The 16,861-nt window shown below is 53.7% G+C and carries 17 protein-coding genes; 12 read left to right on the top strand and 5 right to left on the bottom strand.

Features of this window, described 5'->3' with window-relative positions; genetic code table 11:
* Nucleotides 1–64: 64 nt before the first annotated feature.
* On the bottom strand, nucleotides 65–691 hold the full coding sequence (locus tag ACKC9G_RS15715; protein ID WP_411407091.1) for a LysE family translocator: 627 nt from the start codon (nucleotides 689–691) through the stop codon (nucleotides 65–67).
* 191 nt (nucleotides 692–882) lie between these two features.
* Between ACKC9G_RS15715 and ACKC9G_RS15710 the strand changes: the two genes are divergently transcribed.
* Nucleotides 883–2,268, top strand: coding sequence for a PLP-dependent aminotransferase family protein (locus ACKC9G_RS15710; RefSeq protein ID WP_411407089.1), 1,386 nt, complete (start codon nucleotides 883–885; stop codon nucleotides 2,266–2,268).
* A gap of 70 nt (nucleotides 2,269–2,338) precedes the next feature.
* On the opposite strand, the gene znuA is transcribed toward ACKC9G_RS15710, so the two are convergent.
* Nucleotides 2,339–3,322 (bottom strand): zinc ABC transporter substrate-binding protein ZnuA, encoded by a 984-nt coding sequence (gene znuA / locus ACKC9G_RS15705; RefSeq protein WP_411407087.1) that lies wholly within the window; start codon nucleotides 3,320–3,322, stop codon nucleotides 2,339–2,341.
* 94 nt (nucleotides 3,323–3,416) lie between these two features.
* On the opposite strand from znuA, the gene ACKC9G_RS15700 reads away from it, so the two are divergent.
* The 6 genes from ACKC9G_RS15700 (at nucleotide 3,417) to ACKC9G_RS15675 (ending at nucleotide 11,528) form a co-directional block, all read left to right on the top strand.
* Entirely contained in the window at nucleotides 3,417–3,911 is a 495-nt protein-coding gene (locus ACKC9G_RS15700; protein WP_411407085.1) for a Fur family transcriptional regulator, read from the top strand.
* A 10-nt stretch (nucleotides 3,912–3,921) separates the two neighbouring features.
* The gene (gene znuC, locus ACKC9G_RS15695; protein WP_411407083.1) at nucleotides 3,922–4,707 is read left to right on the top strand and encodes a zinc ABC transporter ATP-binding protein ZnuC; all 786 of its coding nucleotides are present in this window, start codon (nucleotides 3,922–3,924) and stop codon (nucleotides 4,705–4,707) included.
* A gap of 94 nt (nucleotides 4,708–4,801) precedes the next feature.
* Nucleotides 4,802–5,599 carry a zinc ABC transporter permease subunit ZnuB gene (gene znuB / locus ACKC9G_RS15690; RefSeq protein WP_411407081.1) on the top strand — a complete coding sequence of 266 codons (798 nt, stop codon included), beginning with the start codon at nucleotides 4,802–4,804 and terminating at the stop codon, nucleotides 5,597–5,599.
* On the top strand, nucleotides 5,600–6,931 hold the full coding sequence (locus tag ACKC9G_RS15685) for an MATE family efflux transporter (RefSeq protein ID WP_411407079.1): 1,332 nt from the start codon (nucleotides 5,600–5,602) through the stop codon (nucleotides 6,929–6,931). It abuts the gene before it with no gap.
* Between the two features lie 279 nt (nucleotides 6,932–7,210).
* Nucleotides 7,211–11,146: an RHS repeat-associated core domain-containing protein gene (locus ACKC9G_RS15680; protein ID WP_411407077.1), complete on the top strand. Its 3,936-nt coding sequence runs from the start codon at nucleotides 7,211–7,213 to the stop codon at nucleotides 11,144–11,146.
* Nucleotides 11,133–11,528, top strand: a complete 396-nt coding sequence (locus ACKC9G_RS15675) for a hypothetical protein (RefSeq protein ID WP_411407075.1) — start codon at nucleotides 11,133–11,135, stop codon at nucleotides 11,526–11,528. The genes ACKC9G_RS15680 and ACKC9G_RS15675 overlap by 14 nt, the downstream gene beginning before the upstream one ends.
* Before the next feature lie 50 nt (nucleotides 11,529–11,578).
* Here ACKC9G_RS15675 and ACKC9G_RS15670 read toward each other — a convergent pair whose 3' ends face one another.
* Complete coding sequence (locus tag ACKC9G_RS15670; protein ID WP_411407073.1) at nucleotides 11,579–11,896, bottom strand: hypothetical protein; 318 nt, start codon at nucleotides 11,894–11,896, stop codon at nucleotides 11,579–11,581.
* Nucleotides 11,897–11,992: 96 nt separating this feature from the next.
* On the opposite strand from ACKC9G_RS15670, the gene ACKC9G_RS15665 reads away from it, so the two are divergent.
* Nucleotides 11,993–13,336, top strand: a complete 1,344-nt coding sequence (locus ACKC9G_RS15665; RefSeq protein WP_411407071.1) for an RHS repeat-associated core domain-containing protein — start codon at nucleotides 11,993–11,995, stop codon at nucleotides 13,334–13,336.
* On the top strand, nucleotides 13,336–13,695 hold the full coding sequence (locus ACKC9G_RS15660) for a hypothetical protein (RefSeq protein ID WP_411407069.1): 360 nt from the start codon (nucleotides 13,336–13,338) through the stop codon (nucleotides 13,693–13,695). Before ACKC9G_RS15665 ends, ACKC9G_RS15660 begins: the two co-directional genes overlap by 1 nt.
* Here the strand turns inward: ACKC9G_RS15660 and ACKC9G_RS15655 are convergent.
* Both ACKC9G_RS15655 and ACKC9G_RS15650 read right to left on the bottom strand, forming a co-directional pair.
* Nucleotides 13,692–14,249: an RNA 2'-phosphotransferase gene (locus tag ACKC9G_RS15655; protein ID WP_411407067.1), complete on the bottom strand. Its 558-nt coding sequence runs from the start codon at nucleotides 14,247–14,249 to the stop codon at nucleotides 13,692–13,694. The two genes, ACKC9G_RS15660 and ACKC9G_RS15655, sit on opposite strands and share 4 nt — an antisense overlap.
* Entirely contained in the window at nucleotides 14,249–14,602 is a 354-nt protein-coding gene (locus ACKC9G_RS15650; RefSeq protein WP_411407065.1) for a helix-turn-helix domain-containing protein, read from the bottom strand. Before ACKC9G_RS15650 ends, ACKC9G_RS15655 begins: the two co-directional genes overlap by 1 nt.
* Nucleotides 14,603–14,733: 131 nt before the next feature.
* Between ACKC9G_RS15650 and ACKC9G_RS15645 the strand changes: the two genes are divergently transcribed.
* The 3 genes from ACKC9G_RS15645 (at nucleotide 14,734) to ACKC9G_RS15635 (ending at nucleotide 16,698) form a co-directional block, all read left to right on the top strand.
* Nucleotides 14,734–14,934 carry a CHC2 zinc finger domain-containing protein gene (locus ACKC9G_RS15645; protein WP_411407063.1) on the top strand — a complete coding sequence of 67 codons (201 nt, stop codon included), beginning with the start codon at nucleotides 14,734–14,736 and terminating at the stop codon, nucleotides 14,932–14,934.
* 400 nt (nucleotides 14,935–15,334) lie between these two features.
* Nucleotides 15,335–15,697: an SseB family protein gene (locus ACKC9G_RS15640; protein WP_411407061.1), complete on the top strand. Its 363-nt coding sequence runs from the start codon at nucleotides 15,335–15,337 to the stop codon at nucleotides 15,695–15,697.
* Between the two features lie 503 nt (nucleotides 15,698–16,200).
* Nucleotides 16,201–16,698 carry a rhomboid family intramembrane serine protease gene (locus ACKC9G_RS15635; protein ID WP_411407059.1) on the top strand — a complete coding sequence of 166 codons (498 nt, stop codon included), beginning with the start codon at nucleotides 16,201–16,203 and terminating at the stop codon, nucleotides 16,696–16,698.
* Nucleotides 16,699–16,861 lie beyond the last annotated feature (163 nt).

The following is a 16,861-nucleotide window of genomic DNA, read 5'->3' as shown; positions in this document are numbered from 1 at the left end:
TGACTCCTTGATTGGTGCGCAGAGCGGTGTTTTACCGCCCCGCGCGATACTGAATACGAAAGGCCTAGGCCATAAACCAGATAACACAACCCACCAGTAACAGGCTCAACAGGCGGTTAAATCCACGCTCGCGGCCGGGCTGATTTAACCAGCGCTTCACACTCTGCCCAAGCCAGGTCCAGGCACTGCCGGTACAGAGCGCCACCAGACCAAAGATGATGCAGCCCATCAGCGTCACCTGCAGCGTCTGCGAGGGAGCCAGTGCAAACAGACTGATCAGCGTGGTCGCCATCATCCAGGCTTTCGGATTCACACCCTGAAACAGCACTGCCTCATGCCAGCGCATGGGACGATCCAGAAAGGGCAAGGCACTTTTGCCGGGTTCAGCCATCCAGAGTTTCCACGCCAGCCACAGCAGATAGGCACCGCCGATGGCTTTCATTACCCAGCGGCAAGCCGGGAAGACGATAAAGAGCTGCGCCAGCCCCATGCCAGCCAGCACAATCATCACCACCGAGCCGACCGAAATGCCCAGAATATGCGGCAAGGTCCGGCGCCAGCCAAATCGCGCGCCCGATGCCGTCAGCATCATGTTGTTAGGGCCGGGTGTGCCCGCCATCAGGAAGGCAAAGGCGACCATTGGCCCCAATAACTGCAAACCCAGTGTCAGTGAAAATAAACTCGTACTCATGGTGGTTACCTGTGGGAGCGCTATCAGCTCCATCAACGTTATCGATTCCTTACCTTGTTTCAGGTTGAGAGCGATACACCTGGCGCCGGGTTACCGCTCTCAATGCATCGATACAATTTAAATAAAAACTTTAATTGTCTCGATTTATTCAGCATAATTGCCGGATATTTTCCGTCAATGGTTTTATTGTCATGGTGACAATCTGGAATCCAGACCTAAGTGTCTTTCAAGGGCCACGTTATCTGGCGATTGCTGATGCGCTGGCAGCGGCCATTGAGCAAGGTGAGCTGGAAGTGAATCAGCGCCTGCCAACCCACCGGGCGCTGGCCGATCAGCTCGGCGTCACGGTCGGCACCATTACCCGAGCCTACGCCGAAGCCGAACGGCGCGGGCTGGTGGAAGCCCGTGTCGGCAGTGGCACCTATGTGCGTCTGCAGGGTCAGCTGGTCTCGCGTCCCTGGAAAATCGAGCACAGGGATGACTGGGCCAACCTGGGCGTGACCGTTTGCGTGCCGGATGACCGCGAAGCCTCCTTTCGCTCTGCCCTCGACAGGGTATTGCAGCAAAATCTGAACCCTCTGCTGGAGCATAATCAGGAAGCCGGGATTCCCGCCCATCGCGAGCAATACGGTCAGTGGCTGGCAATGATTGGTCTGCAGCCGCCGGTTGAGCAGCTGGTGATGACCGCAGGCGGCCAACAGGGCATTCTGCTGTCCCTGCTCAGCACCTTAAATCCGGGTGATACGCTGGCCTGCGAGGCGCTGGCCTATCCGGGCCTGCTGCTGACCGCGCGCAAGCTGAACCTCAAAGTACTGCCGGTGGCGATGGATGAGGACGGGCCCCTGCCGGAAAGTCTGGAGCTCATCTGTCGGGAACGTCGTCCGAAGGCGTTCTACTGCACCCCAACCCTGCAAAACCCGACCTCGCGCATTTTCAGCCTGAAGCGCCGCGAAGCGCTGTTGGAAGTCTGCCAGCGTCACGGCCTGTGGGTGATCGAGGATGACATCAACGGCTGGACACCCAGAGAGCGCCCCGTGCCAATGGCCGCGCTGGCGCCAGAACAGGTGTTGCACATCAGCGGGATTTCCAAGGCACTCTCGGGCGGGATTCGTGTTGCCGGGCTGGTGGCGCCGCTCAGTCTGATCGACGCCGTGCATGAAGCCATTCGCAGTGTCTGCTGGGTGACCAGCCCCTTTCTCACGGCGATTGTCGGGGAGTGGATAGTCAGCGGTGAAGCCGCGCGCCTGCTGGAAAGGCAACGCGATGCACTGACGCATCGCTGCGATCTGGCCCGCTCGATTCTCGGCACCGAGCTGTTTGAGTGCGCCCCGATCAGTAACCACGGCTGGATTAATCTGCCGGAGCCCTGGCTTAGCCACCACTTTGTCCAAGCCGCCGATGCCGCCAAGGTGCAGCTGTTTGGTAGCGAGCACTTCTCTGCCGGCAGGCAGATCGTGCATCAGGGGGTACGTTTGTCACTGAGCCACCCGGCCACGCTGGCAGAGCTGGAGCTTGGGCTCACGCGGGTGCGGGAGATTCTGAAGCGCGGCCCTGAACCGGCGCCCGGCGTACGCTAGCAACCGCCATAAAAAAGCCCGCTGAAGTGTGAACCTCAGCGGGCTTTTTTAGTTTTGAGCTGACTCGGACTTACTGCAGGCAGCTTTTGAAGCGACCGGCGATGTCATCCAGGAAATGCACATAACCCTGCGCGCTGACAGGAATATCGGTCGCCAGCGGGTCCAGCGCCGCCTGTTTAACATTCAGCCCGTGGGTGATGGACTCCACCACCGCAGGCACAAATTGCGGCTCGGTGAAGACACAACGCGCTTTACCTTCTTCCAGCTCATGACGAATTTCCGCCAGATGCTTGGCGCCGGGCTGGCGCTCAGGGTTGACCGTAAACTCACCCAGATGATTCAGGGCGTAGTGCTCTTCAAAGTAGTGATAAGCGTCGTGGAAGACGAAGTAGCCCGTGCTCTTGACCGGCGCCAGCTCAGCCTTGATCTTGGCATCTTCGGCATTTACCGCTTCTTCGAAGGTTTTATAGTTCTCGACATAGCGTTCGGCGTGCTCAGGGTCGAGCTCACGCAGACGATCGGCCAGTGCATGTGCCGCCTCTACGGCGAATTCCGGACTGGTCCACATGTGCGGATTGTAGCCGCCATGATGGTGATGATGGCCTTCTTCAGCCTCTTCCTCATGGTCATCGTGCCCATCATGATCGGCGTGTTCGTCATGGTCGTGGTCTTCATGATCCGCATGCTCATCGTGATGCTCGTCATGGTCTTCCTCTTTGCCACGCTCTTTGAGGTTCAGCACCTCGGCCAGTGTCAGCAGCTGCTCAGGTTTTTTCTGCTCGGCACTGCGAGCAACAAAGGCCTCCATATCCGGCCCCACCCACACCAGCAAATCGGCAGACGCCAGCTTGCGGCTATCGGAAGGCTTAAGGGCGTAATCGTGAGGCGATGCACCGGGCGCAACCAGCAATTCCGGCGCGGAGACGCCATCGGTAATGGCCGCAGCAATCAGCTGAAGGGGTTTCAGGGTAGTGAGAACCTGTGGCGCATCGGCGTGAGCACTGCCACTGGCAGCCAAAAGCGCAGCAAGTGCCATTCCGGCGGGGATCTTCATGTGAACTCCAGGGTGCAATGTAATAACATAGAGAGCGAATCGACGGTCCATATTTAATGTTATAATATTGCATTATTGCAAGAGGTATTTGGTCATGGCTGCAACAACACCCTGTTTTACGCCGCATAATCATCAGCGCTGCATTGATGGTGCGCTGAATACGGCGAAACAGTTATGCCATGATCGCGGCGTGCGCTTTACCCCCATTCGTGAACGCGTCCTGGAGCTGATCTGGCAGAGCCACAAACCACTGGGTGCCTATGAACTTCTGCCCCAGCTGGCTGCCGATGGTTTTAACTCTGCACCACCGACGGTCTACCGCGCGCTGGACTTCCTGCAGGAGCAAGGCCTGGTTCACCGTATTGCCTCGCTGAATGCCTTTATTGGCTGTAACTCCCCTGCCCATCAGCACACCGGCTATTTCTTTCTCTGCTCCAACTGCGGCGCCGCGCTGGAGATTGCCAGTGATGTGATCGAAACGGCTATTCAGCAGCAGGCTGACAAACAGTCGTTTAAGGTAGAACACCAGACACTGGAAGTGGTGGGTCTTTGCCCTGCCTGCCAGAAAGCAGCCAGCCCCTCGGCCTGAGTCGTTAGCCATGACAAACCCCTTACTTTCACTGGAAGGCATTGCCGTTCGCTATGGCGAGGATGCGGTGCTGGAAAATATCAGCCTGACCGTCCATCCCGGTGAAATCACTACCCTGATTGGCCCGAATGGCGCCGGTAAAACCACCCTCGTGAGAGTGGTGCTCGGTCTGTTAAACCCCACTCAGGGCAAACGCGAGTGCAGCGCCGGCCTGCGCATAGGCTATATGCCGCAGAAACTGCATCTGGATAACACCCTGCCCCTGACGGTGACGCGCTTTTTGCGCCTGTCGAAAGCATCACGCAAGCAGGATCTCACCGCGATTCTGGAACGCGTCGGCGCAGCCCATCTGCTCAATAAGCCCATGCACGGCTTATCCGGCGGCGAAACCCAGCGCGTGCTGCTGGCCCGCGCTCTGCTGCAACAGCCAAACCTGCTCGTACTGGATGAGCCGGTACAGGGTGTCGATGTGAACGGGCAGGTGGAGCTTTACGCCCTGATTGGCCAGCTGCGCCGTGAAACCGGCGTCGCGGTATTGATGGTATCTCACGATCTGCATCTGGTGATGGCGGAGACGGATCAGGTGATTTGCCTTAACCGGCACGTCTGCTGCTCTGGTTCGCCAGCGCAGGTCAGCAATGATCCTTCCTTTATTGATCTCTTTGGTCGTCGTGCCGCCGACACGCTGGCGCTGTATAACCACCATCACGACCACCAGCATGATGATCATGGCAACGTGATTGTCGATCATCCGGAATGCTGCCATGTCGAGGGGCACGAACATCACCATCACTGACGCTGAGTCAGAAGTAACCGCAATTCCGATCCGTTCTGGCATCCGCTGCGTGACCGCGTGATGCCCTCGCCTGCCGTATGAGGAGAATACCCAGGTGGATACATTTTTACTGCTGGCCCTGCTGGGCGGTCTTGGCGTTGCGCTGGTAGCGGGGCCATTGGGCTCATTCGTGGTGTGGCGGCGCATGGCTTACTTCGGTGACACCCTCGCCCACTCGGCCTTACTGGGTGTGGCGCTGGGGTTTCTCTTCAGCATCAATCTCAATCTGGCCGTGGTGCTGTGCTGTATCGGCCTCGCTCTGGTGCTGGTCAGCCTGCAACACAAGCGCTGGATCGCCACCGACACCCTGCTCGGCATTCTCGCCCATACCAGTTTGTCCCTGGGTCTGGTGGCGGTGTCTCTGCTGGATAATGTGCGTATCGATTTGATGAGCTACCTGTTTGGCGATCTCCTCGCCGTGCAAGCAGTCGATCTTTACTGGATTTACGGTGGCGGCGCCGTGGTGCTGGCGCTGCTGTCCTGGCTCTGGACACCGCTCCTTGCCATCACCGTGAATGAAGATCTTGCCAAAGTCGAAGGGGTTCCCGTTGAGCGCGTGCGTTTGGCACTGATGCTGCTGGTCGCGATGGTCATCGCCGTGGCGATGAAGATTGTCGGCGTGCTGCTGATCACGTCACTGATGATTATTCCGGCGGCGACAGCACGGCGCTTTGCCCACACCCCTGAGCAAATGGCCATTTTCTCCAGCATTATCGGCATGCTGGCCGTCTGCCTGGGGCTGGCCCTCTCCTATTACCACGACACGCCCGCCGGGCCGTCGGTGGTGGTTTGCGCTTTCCTGCTGTTCCTTATCAGTAATCTGGCACCCCAACGCCTGAGCCGCGCCAGTTAAATGCAGGCGGACAATTCAACAGCGCTGGAGGATCAGGCACCGGCTAAACGCCTGTGGCAATTGTCCTGGCCGATCATGCTCAGTAACGCCAGTGTGCCTTTACTCGGGCTGGTGGATACCGCTGTGGTCGGCCATCTGGATGACAGCCGTCACCTGGCTGCGGTGGCCCTCGGCGCCTCCGCCTTCAGCCTGCTGTTCTGGGCCTTCGGCTTTTTACGGATGGGCACCACCGCCACCCTGTCCCAGGCCTTTGGCCGACGTGACGGCACAGAACTTCGTCTTGGTCTGGCGCAGGCCATCGTTACGGCACTGTGTCTGGGCCTGCTGATGATCCTTCTGCAGCTGCCCTTAATGGCGCTGCTAAAGCTGATCTACGCGCCGGGCGAGTCCATCGCCGGTACCGTCGATACCTATCTGCATATCCGCATCTGGTCAGCACCCGCGACCTTGCTCAACTATGTGCTGCTCGGCAGCCTCCTCGCGCTGCAACAGGCACGCGCACCGGTGCTGATGATGCTGAGCGTCAATCTCACCAATATCGTGCTGGATGCCTGGCTGGGCCTCGGCCTTGGCTGGAACAGCGCTGGTGTGGCGGCCGCTTCGGTGATCGCCGAATATGTCGGCAGCCTTTGTGGCCTCTGGCTGGTCATGGGTCAGCTCAAACGCTTGCCCGGCGCATGGCCGACACGTCAGGCGCTGCAGCAAAGCCCCTGGCGTCGGCTGTTTAAAAGCCATCGGGATCTGTTTATTCGCACCCTTTGCCTGCTCGGCGTACTGACCTGGATGACCCGACAAGGCAGCCTGCTCGGCGCCAACGTCCTCGCCGCCAATGCCATTCTGCTGCAGGGCATGAGCCTGACCTCGTATGTGCTGGACGGTTTTGCCCAGGCCGTTGAAGCCCTGACCGGTGCAGCGTGGGGCCAGCAAAACCGTGAGCGCCTCACCCGCGTCATCAAGGCCGCAGCCTGGCTCTCCGGCCTCACCGCCCTTGGCTGGACATTACTCTTCGCCGTCGCGGGTTTGCCGCTGGCCCATTTACTGACCAGCGTGCCGGAAGTACTGGCGCTTATTGATACCTACCTGCCCTGGCTGATCCTGATGCCATTGGTCGCGGTGTGGAGCTATCTCTTTGATGGCTTACTGATCGGCACCAGTCAGTTCCGGTTGATGCGCGACTCCATTCTGCTCGCCAGCGCGGGCTTCATCCTCTGTTGGTATTGCACCCAATCCTATGAAAACAGTGGCCTTTGGCTGGCCTACTGGGTGTTCTTCATTATCCGAACAGGCGTCGTCTCTGTAATGAGTCTGCGACTGATTCGTCGCGGTGCGTAAAAAAGGAATTACAGAAGGGAACTTTCGGATACAAAATTTGACACACTTCCCTGAGCTATCTATTCTGCAGCTCCTTTTGAGGGTCCGGCCGGACGCCTGACCACCGCCACGAATCGCGCTTGTGGCCTCGAAAGTCTCGATACCACCTCACACTCAAGGAAGATCGCCCATGCTGAGGACGCCCGCCTGCACCTCGCTCTTTCGCCCGTTTTTCGGTGCTGACAAGCACCGCTTCTGTACTTGCGTCACTGGCGCTGAGCAGGTGAAGGAGGCACGGGTATGAGCTTTTTCCCTGACGATAAAAATACCTTCAAGAATTACGTCGAGAAGAGTAATCAGGAGAAAAACCGCGGCGCAGGTTATGCCTCGATCTCCTTTGATCCGGTTGATTACACCAGCTACGTCGTAAGTAGCGACAAGCAGGGCGGCTGCTGGGGTGTTTCATCCAATCCCATGCAGACCGGCCCCAGCAGTGCCGTGTTCAAAAATGTAGCGTCTGTCGCAGGCACTGACTCCGCCACCGCCCTTCCAGTCGGTGCAATGACGCTGGCGGGCGACCCGGTTTCCCTCGTTACCGGTGAAGAAATTCTGTCTCTGACGGACTTCAACCTCCCTGGTCTTTTCCCGCTGGAGTGGAAACGCACCTACCGTACTGCCCTTTGCACTCAGGATATTGGCCTGGGTAAAGGCTGGCTGACCCCCTTCCATCAATATGTACAGCTTATTCAGGGCGATAGCGATTCTCGCCAGCTGGTCTTTGTCGATCACGATGGCCGACAACATCTGTTTGGCTGGGTGGGTGCAGGCGGCATCAGCTACCAGCAGGCGGCGGGACTGGCACTGGAGCACCTGTATGACGACAGCGAAGAGCGCTCCTATTTCCGCCTCTTCCTGCCCAATGGCCAAAGCTGGGACTTTACCTGTCTGGAAGACGGTAGCGACCGCTTCCTGCTGACCCGTCTCTGCTCACCCCAGGGCCACATGCTCTACTGCCGCTACGATGATCAGTTCCGTCTGCATCTGCTCGACTACACCTATGGCAAAGCCGTGGAAGTCCAGTACGACGAGCACAACCGGATCACGGCGCTGCAAGCGGTACGCATGAGTAGCCACCAGATTGCCGAGCACCATCAGGTATTGGCGCGTTACAGCTACTCTGACCGGGGCGACCTGCTGACCGCGACGGATGCCTTTGAGCGCACTGAAAACTATCGCTATGAGCAGGGCCTGCTGATTCAGCGCCGCCGTGCATCGGGCTTCAGCCACTTTTTCCGCTGGGATTATGACGGCGCCAATCCGGTGGCCGCACGCTGCGTAGAGCAGTGGGGTGACCGGGATATTTACCACTACCACTTCGAGTACGACCGCGCGAACCGCATCACCACAATGACGGACAGCCGCGGCGGCCGCTTTATCTACACCCATAATGAGCAGTGGATGCCGGTGCGCATCGAGACGCCTTCAGGGGCCGTCACTCTTAAAGACTATGACGAGCAGCTGCGCGTTATCCGCGAGATTGACCCGCTCGGCCGTCAGACCCTGCACCGTTACAGCCCGCAAGGCCTGTTGCTGGAAACCCGTCATGCCGATGGCCACAGCGAGCTCTTTGATTACAACGAGCGTGGTCAGCTGGTCGCCCATCAGGACAGCGAAGGCCTGCGTATCAAGCGCGAGTTCAATAGCCTCGGCAAACTGCTGTGGGAAGAAAATGCCGATGGCCTGCGCACCGATTACCTCTACGATGAGCGCGGCCGTCTTTATCAGGTCGAGAGCGATCACCAACCGACGCTGACCTACCTCTATGAAAAGCAGCAGCCTGATCGTCTGGCAGCGGTACGCATTGGCGAGGCCCAGTGGCGCTACGGCTACGATGAACAAGGCCATATCAATGCGATTCTGAACCCGGATCAGCGCATCACCACCTTGCGCTATGAGCGGGGTCTGGTGGTTGAGCGGGCCGAGTTTCCCCAGGCCACACCGGATGAGCGCCTGGTCACTCGCTATGAGTACAACGAGGCAGGGCAGCTGACCCGCCAGACCGATCCTGATGGCAAGATCACCCAGATGGAATACGACGGCCTGTCGCAGCCAGTGGCTCAGCAGCTACCGGACGGCAGCCGTTTAACCCTGGAATATGATCAGGAGCGTAACCTCACCGCGATTCAGCGCAATGACGGCAGCCGCTACCTGCTCGACTACGATGGCGAGGAGCGCATCAGCCGCACTCAGGGCTTCGATGGCCGCGAGCAACACTACCGTTACGATGCCGCAGGCCAGCTACTGGCGTTAAGTGAGCAGGAGCGCCGGATTACACTGGAGCGCGATCTGGCCGGAAAAGTCACTCGTCGTATCGCGACGCTGAATGATCAGCAGCAGGAAGACCACTTTACCCCACGCCTGCGTCAGGGTTCCTCACAACTGGAAAACCCTCATGCGCGCTGGAACTACAGCTACAGCCCTGCCGGTCAGCTGCGTAACGCCACCCTGACCTCGCCTTTCCTCAGTGAAGCCCAGCGTTTTGAGCAGGAGTTTAACGCGCAAGGCCAGATCATCAGCCAGCAGCTGCCTGACGGCTCGCGCTGGAACTTCAGCTATGAATCTCATCAGCTGGCCAGCGTGCAATGGCAGGCTGCCGGTGCGCTGGAGCCAAAAACCATTCTCGAACGCTCGCTGGATGAGCAACTGCGTGAAGTTAAACGCCAGTGTGGCGAGCTGAGCCTGACCTCGTTCTACGATGCGCAGGGACGCCTGAAGGAACAACAGCGCCAGATCGGCGAGAAGCAGCAGAGCCGCCGTTACTACTACGGTGCAGATCAACAGCTCACCAGCGTCGAAGACTCCGAACTCGGCGACCAACGCTATCAGTACGATGCCCTTGCGCAGCTGGTAGAACATCATCAGGCGCTGGTCGACGCCCCCAAAGGGGCTTTTAATACCGCCCGCTTCGCCTTTGACAGTCAGGGCAACCCGCTGCACCGCGATGCTGAGTCGACCTTCGACCGCCTCACGCACTTTGGTGCCCTGCGCTACAGCTACGATGCCTACGGTAACCAAACTACCGTACGTCAGGCGGACAGCGATACTCCGCTGCAAACCCGTGAGTTTGATGCCCTTAATCAGCTCAGCAGCTTAAGCACCGGCGATATTCGCGTGCGCTATTTCTACGACAGCCTGGGCCGTCGAATCGCCAAGCAGGTCGAAACGCGTCAGCTGGTGCGGGAAGACGGTTACGATGAGGAGGATGACGACGCCTGGGTGACCCGTATTGACCGGGCAACCACGGTGTTCTTTTGGGATGATCAGCGCCTGATCGGTGAGGTCACCGATGACCAGTACCGCTGGTATCTCTACGAACCCAAGACCTTCCGCCCGCTGGCGCTGGTCGATCAGGGCCAGGTCTATACCTATCAGCTGGATCAACTCGGTACGCCCCAACGCCTGTGTGATCTGGCAGGCCGCACTGTCTGGCTCGCCAGCTATAGTGCCTTTGGTGAAGCTCATATCAGCCTTGAGGAAGTCAGCAACCCCCTACGCTTCCAGGGTCAGTACTTCGATGCCGAAAGCGGCCTACACTACAACCGCTACCGCTACTACGACCCACAGACAGGGCGCTACATCAGCCAGGACCCGATTGGCCTGCTGGGTGGACTTAACCCATACCGCTACACCCCAAACCCGATTAACTGGGTGGATCCGTTGGGGTTATCGTGTAAAGAGGGCTTATATGAAGAAATATCAGATTCAACACATTATTTTTATAAAAAATTAATGTCAACAACGACAGTTCCCGACCTTGCAAGCGAATTTGATGATGAAAAGAAATGGCCCCCTTTATCTCCACCTAATGCACATATTGATCAAAATATTGACGAAGCAAAAAGCCACTGGTCGCCTTTTTGGTTTAGGAATCAAGTAAAAAACAAGGGTCCTTGGGACTATAAACAACAAGGTTCGAAATACGAAGATTTTGGGAATTTTAATTATGGTGCGACAGGAGCCGCATTTGGATTCCCTAGCTCAATTCTTCTAAATGAGGCAGGATTAGCTCAAGAGGCAGCAGGCACATCTCAGCCGGACTGGGGTAAAAGTGGCACGCTACATCTTCCTTTTCTAGGAGAACCACCCTACAAGGATGATCCTAATGACCAATACTGGATTAAACAAGGCATTGATTATTATGAGCATCCGGAAAGATGGCATCATGAAAATGAATAAATACATAAAATATTTTTTTGGAATAATTTTATTTATTATTTTTTCTTTTACCTTACTAGCATTTATCTTTTTTAATACTGGAGGAGTTGTTGGCGATTGTGAAATTTCACCTATTGAAAAAATCTTTTCACCCACTGGAAACTCTTCCGTTAATATTAATAAAATCATGTGTGGCGCAACAACAAAAGACTCAATTTCTTTATCTATCTCTTCTGAAAACTCGAAAGATGATAAAGAGTTTTTCACAATAGAAAGCTTAGATACACCAAAAGTGATATGGAAAAACGATCAAGAAATAGAAGTTTTATATTCGAGGAGCAATAAGATTTTCTTAAGAAAAGAAAATATTAGCAATATTTCTATTTACTATAAAACAAAATAGATATTTTAATACTTGACGCATTCACTGGACTGAGTTGTAAGAAAGAATAGCTACATGGCCACCTGAAGGAGCAGCACCGCTAGAGTGGCGAGAAGCAGCAGAGCCGCCGTTACTACTACGGAGCCGATCAACAGCTCACCAGCGTCGAAGACTCCGAACTCGGCGACCAACGCTATCAGTACGATGCCCTTGCGCAGCTGGTAGAGCATCATCAGGCGCTGGTCGATGCCCCCAAAGGGGCTTTTAATACTGCCCGCTTCGCCTTTGACAGTCAGGGCAACCCGCTGCACCGCGATGCCGAGTCGACCTTCGACCGCCTCACCCACTTTGGTGCCCTGCGCTACCGCTACGATGTCTACGGTAACCAAACTGCCGTACGTCAGGCGGACAGCGATACTCCGCTGCAAACCCGTGAGTTTGATGCCCTCAATCAGCTCAGCAGCTTAAGCACCGGCGATATTCGCGTGCGCTACTTCTACGACAGCCTGGGCCGTCGAATCGCCAAGCAGGTCGAAACGCGACAGCTGGTGCGGGAAGACGGCTACGATGAGGAAGATGACGACGCCTGGGTGACCCGTATTGACCGGGCAACCACGGTATTCTTCTGGGATGATCAGCGCCTGATCGGTGAGGTCACCGATGACCAGTACCGCTGGTACCTATACGAACCCAAGACCTTCCGCCCGCTGGCGCTGGTCGATCAGGGCCAGGTCTATACCTATCAGCTGGATCAACTCGGCACGCCCCAACGCCTGTGCGATCTGACAGGCCGCACTGTCTGGCTCGCCAGCTACAGCGCCTTTGGTGAAGCTCATATCAGCCTTGAGGAAGTCAGCAACCCCTTACGCTTTCAGGGTCAGTACTTCGATGCCGAAAGCGGCCTGCACTACAACCGCTACCGCTACTACGACCCACAGACAGGGCGCTATATCAGCCAGGACCCGATTGGCCTGCTGGGTGGACTCAACCCCTATCGCTACACCCCGAACCCGATTAACTGGGTGGATCCGTTAGGGTTGAGTGCCAACACTCCAAAACCTTGTAAAGAAACGATTCCTGAATTTTGTGAAATGCCTACAGTAGATGGCATCCCTTTACCAGAATGCGTGAGCTATTCCCCCCCGACAGACGTCACGACTTGGACACACGTTAAAAGCTCGCTAAGAAGCTTTAATGATGGTCTTTTAAATACTTTGGATGCATTAGGCCCAGTAGGCGCAGAATTCGGAGCGGCGGAACAGGCCGTAATATGGGCCGGAGGTAAGACGATTACCGGCGTATCTAAAGTACTGACAGCGGCTGAAGAAGGTGTCGTTTACTTAGGGAATAAAGTTGAAACTGGCTATAATTGGGTGACATCCGCAGCGGGAAAAGTTACAAACAAAAACGTGATTGATGGATTGACTGAACTTGATCCTCGATTTATCCGCACTACACAAACAACTACGAAGCAGCAAGGCGCTACATTGCGTGCTTTAACCGAAAGCATGCAGAAAAATGGGTTTCAGGTTGAACCAGATAAGCTAATAGATATTGTTCGTATGCCGGATGGTGGCTTAACCTCTCTGGATAATACTCGGATAGTTGCGGCGGACCTTGCAGGAGTGAAAATTCAAGCAAGAGTCCATAATTTCGATGACTTATTGCCTAATGATGAGCAGTTTATTTCTCGCTTTATTGGTAGAAAAGGAGAGGTGCCAACTAATTGGGGTGAGGCTGTTAAAAACAGGATAAGCAATCAAAGCTCTTTGTTTAGAAATCCGTACCCTGAAGGCTCTCCATTTATTTCATACGGGAAAAAATATTGATGTACGAACTATTGAGTAGGGAGCTTTTACCTGAATGGTTTGAGTACCCCAAAAATCTTTTATGCCTGCTTGAAGATGATGAAATCGACTTTGGCCCTTGGCAGTTATTGCATGGAAAGTGGCTTAATGTCCGTCATGCAGGATTAAAAGAGCGCTACCCAAATTTGGACTTGGTTCCATTTGCTAGGCGTTTAGACGATGATGATGTAGCTTGTTTTGATGTCTCAGAAAATTCCTCCGTACTGAAAGTGAAAATTATTCATGATTTTGCATCTTCCGGATGGGAGGAAAGGGAGGAGTTAGAGAGCTTCGATATTTGGCTGCAGGAAGCCAAAGAGTTAGCAAAAGATTGGGATTAACTCTGGCTTATTAAGTAGGTACTAGGTACTGATTCAGTAAGCCAAACCCCATTCTCAGACTGATAAAATACAAAGCCCTGTTCATGCATGAGCAGGGCTTTTATTTTTAGAATTACTGGCTTGCCGTAGCGCTGCCCGACAGCAGTGGCTGTTTCAATATCTGTTGACAGATGCACGTACTGCCGCTGTTGCGGCTTTAATCCTTCCTGCAAGATGCTATTGAGAAACCGTGTCGCTGTACCGTGGTATAAAAACTCGGGTGGTGTTGCTGGCTTTAGCTGCAAATCCACATCGACCGAGTGCCCTTGGTTCGCACGAATACGTTGCTCGTCATCGGAAATAATAAATCGCTTCTTATCACTGGTATCGACCACTTCCTGAATCAAGGCGCGATCCAGATTGCTCACTTCCCCAGAAGTGTTCGCTTTATCAACCAGTTCATCAAGGTTAGCCCAGCCGTTGGCATCCAGTTCTAGACCGATAGACTCGGGTTTATGGCGTAAAACAAAACTTAAAAACTTGCTGGTTTTATTGAGTTGCTTGGAGGAAGCCATTACTTAGCCCCCTGCATCTGATCCGCAAAAGCTCGTTTGGCGTTGTGCTTAAGGATAAGGCTTTCCAATACCGCCTTGGCGACCTTGCGTTCCTCATCATCAAACTGGCTTAAGGCCTCAAACTGCAAGCGCAGGTCGTCGATAGGGCCGCGCTGATCCTCACCAAACACCAAATCATCCAGTGTTGTATGCAGCTCTTTAGCCAGTCGCACCAGTGTTTCCAGGGTAGGCTGTGCTGTACCTGCCTCGTACCGTTTAATCTGATTGACGTGTAGTTCAATAGCATCGGCCAATGCCTGCTGGGTCAATCCACGCTGTTTGCGTAGCTCTATCAGTCGTTTTACAAATTCCATGGGAGCAGCCAGATAATGTTGGTGCCCATAAGTGTACCCCTTGGGTATCGTTGACTGTTGATAAAGGTACAGTATAGTGTGTCAAAATTAACAATACAAGATACTTGACGGGGTTCAGGGGGAAACAAGGTATGACGAGACTATCTGATCAATTAATCGACAGGATCAAGCAAGAGGTATCGCTGGTTAATCTGGTGGAAGCTAAGGGCTTTACCCTGAAACCCCACGGTAGTGATTACGTTATGTGCTGCCCGTTCCATGATGACGATACCGCCTCATTGGTAATTACACCTTCAAAGAACCTCTGGCATTGCATGGGAGCCTTTCAGTAGGGTGGATCAGTGGTTGACTGGGTGATGAGAACCGAGGGGCTTTTAATACGGCACGCTTCGCCTTTGACAGTTAGACAGTTAGACAGTTAGACAGTTAGACAGTTAGACAGTTAGACAGAACTGAATGGTCGCATCGCTGAAGAGCTGTGTGCGTTCACGCTGACCGCGTGGCGTTCAGTGCCGGGTCATTTCTCGGTTCAGCCAGATCATCCATGACACGCGCGCTTTGAGCGCGCGTGTTGTAGGACTTCCAATTCATTATTTTGTACTTCGGGAAGCATGCTTATTCATGCCTTCATTTTGTAGTACGTGAACCTGTTTCGTTTTTTACAACAAAGCCTGTAGATGGAGTAATAGACAATAAATCAATAAAATTTATCCATCGATATGGAAATTACTAATGAGCAATTTAAAAAATCTTATTGAGTTAACCTCTAAAGAAAATAAAAACGAAAACTACATTGAAGTAATTAGCAAATTCATGAAGTCGGAAGTTTTCTTTAATGTAGGGAAAACAGAAGATGGACAGACAGTTCTACCATATGTAAAAAATAAAGATAATTTAAAGCTAGCTCTATTTTATACAGAGAAAGAAAATAGCAAACTTAACAAGCCTTATGCAGGAATGAATGGTGAGAAAGTTTTCAGAATGATAGCCAGAATGAACCATTTAGATGGCATTGTTATTGAAAATCAAGATGAATACTGGGTTGCGCTACAGAAAGAGACTATTGTAAAGGCGCTAAACATCATCGATGCTTAATTCAAGCTGCGAACTCAAATCTGAATTACGACACTCGCCTCAATACCCTGAAGGCATTCCTTGAACACTACTTCAGGATGTCTAAATTCCAGGCACTTACATAGCCGATGGTTCGATACTGCTTTTATCAATAGTAAGGCTTTATTCTTAATCTTTCATATAATGGTAATGGTGGCAGGCGAATAATCCAGTCAACACCGGATTACATTCCTTTTCTATTATGGGCGGATACTTATTATGACAGGTTTTTGCCTTTAGCGGGATGATGCATACGCCTTATAGTTTTCTAACCTAATATATAAGGGCGTTTTATTTAAAATAAAAATAACCATCAATAGAAATAACTAAGTTTCATATCCTCCTAACAGTCTATACAATCACTTCCCAGCATATTTTTTAACGAAAACTACAGCATCAAGATTAGCGCCGAAAATTATAAATATTGCAATGAGTAATCTCTAACAGTGAACAACCTAAAACTCCTAACCAGCACGCTGCTTATTATGCTGGCTCTTCAACTGGTCAATACCCTGACCCATTACTCCCTTAACCAGTGGGGATTGGTTCCTCGTACCTTGAGTGGTATTCCCGGTATTTTGTTTTCGCCTTGGTTACATGGCAGTTGGCAGCATTGTCTGGGGAATCTCGGCGGCTTTGCTGTGCTGGGTTCGCTGGTGGTGCTGGACTCGCGGCGGGAGTTTATTCGGGCCAGTATCTGGATCATTCTGGTGGAAGGCGCCTTGGTGTGGCTTTTTGGTCGTTCGGCGATTCATATCGGCGCCAGTGGCTGGTTGTTTGGCTTGTGGGGCTTATTGCTGGGCCGGGCGTGGTATCGGCGCAGCCTGAAGGATTGGTTGCTCGCAGCGGTCACGCTGTTTCTGTACGGCGGTTGGATTATCGGTTTCGTTCCGCAGAGCGGCGTATCCTTTGAGTCTCATATTGCCGGCGCTATCGCCGGGATCAGTTATGCAGCGTTCGCGGGAAAAGCCCAGCGCACCTAGTTCGCACTAATCATGCCCCATCACGTAATGAAAGGAATCTGGGAAGATGACTGACAAGGAATGTAAACAGGCGTCCATCGCCTATCGTTTGGCCGTTATCGGCTTTTTAATGGTGGCCGTGCTGACCGGCCTGTTAATCGGGCTATCGCTTTGGTTTTTCAGG

Source organism: Pokkaliibacter sp. CJK22405 (genome assembly GCF_046614695.1).
Taxonomy (GTDB): Bacteria; Pseudomonadota; Gammaproteobacteria; order Pseudomonadales; family Balneatricaceae; genus Pokkaliibacter.
This window is presented reverse-complemented; position numbering and strand designations above follow the sequence as displayed.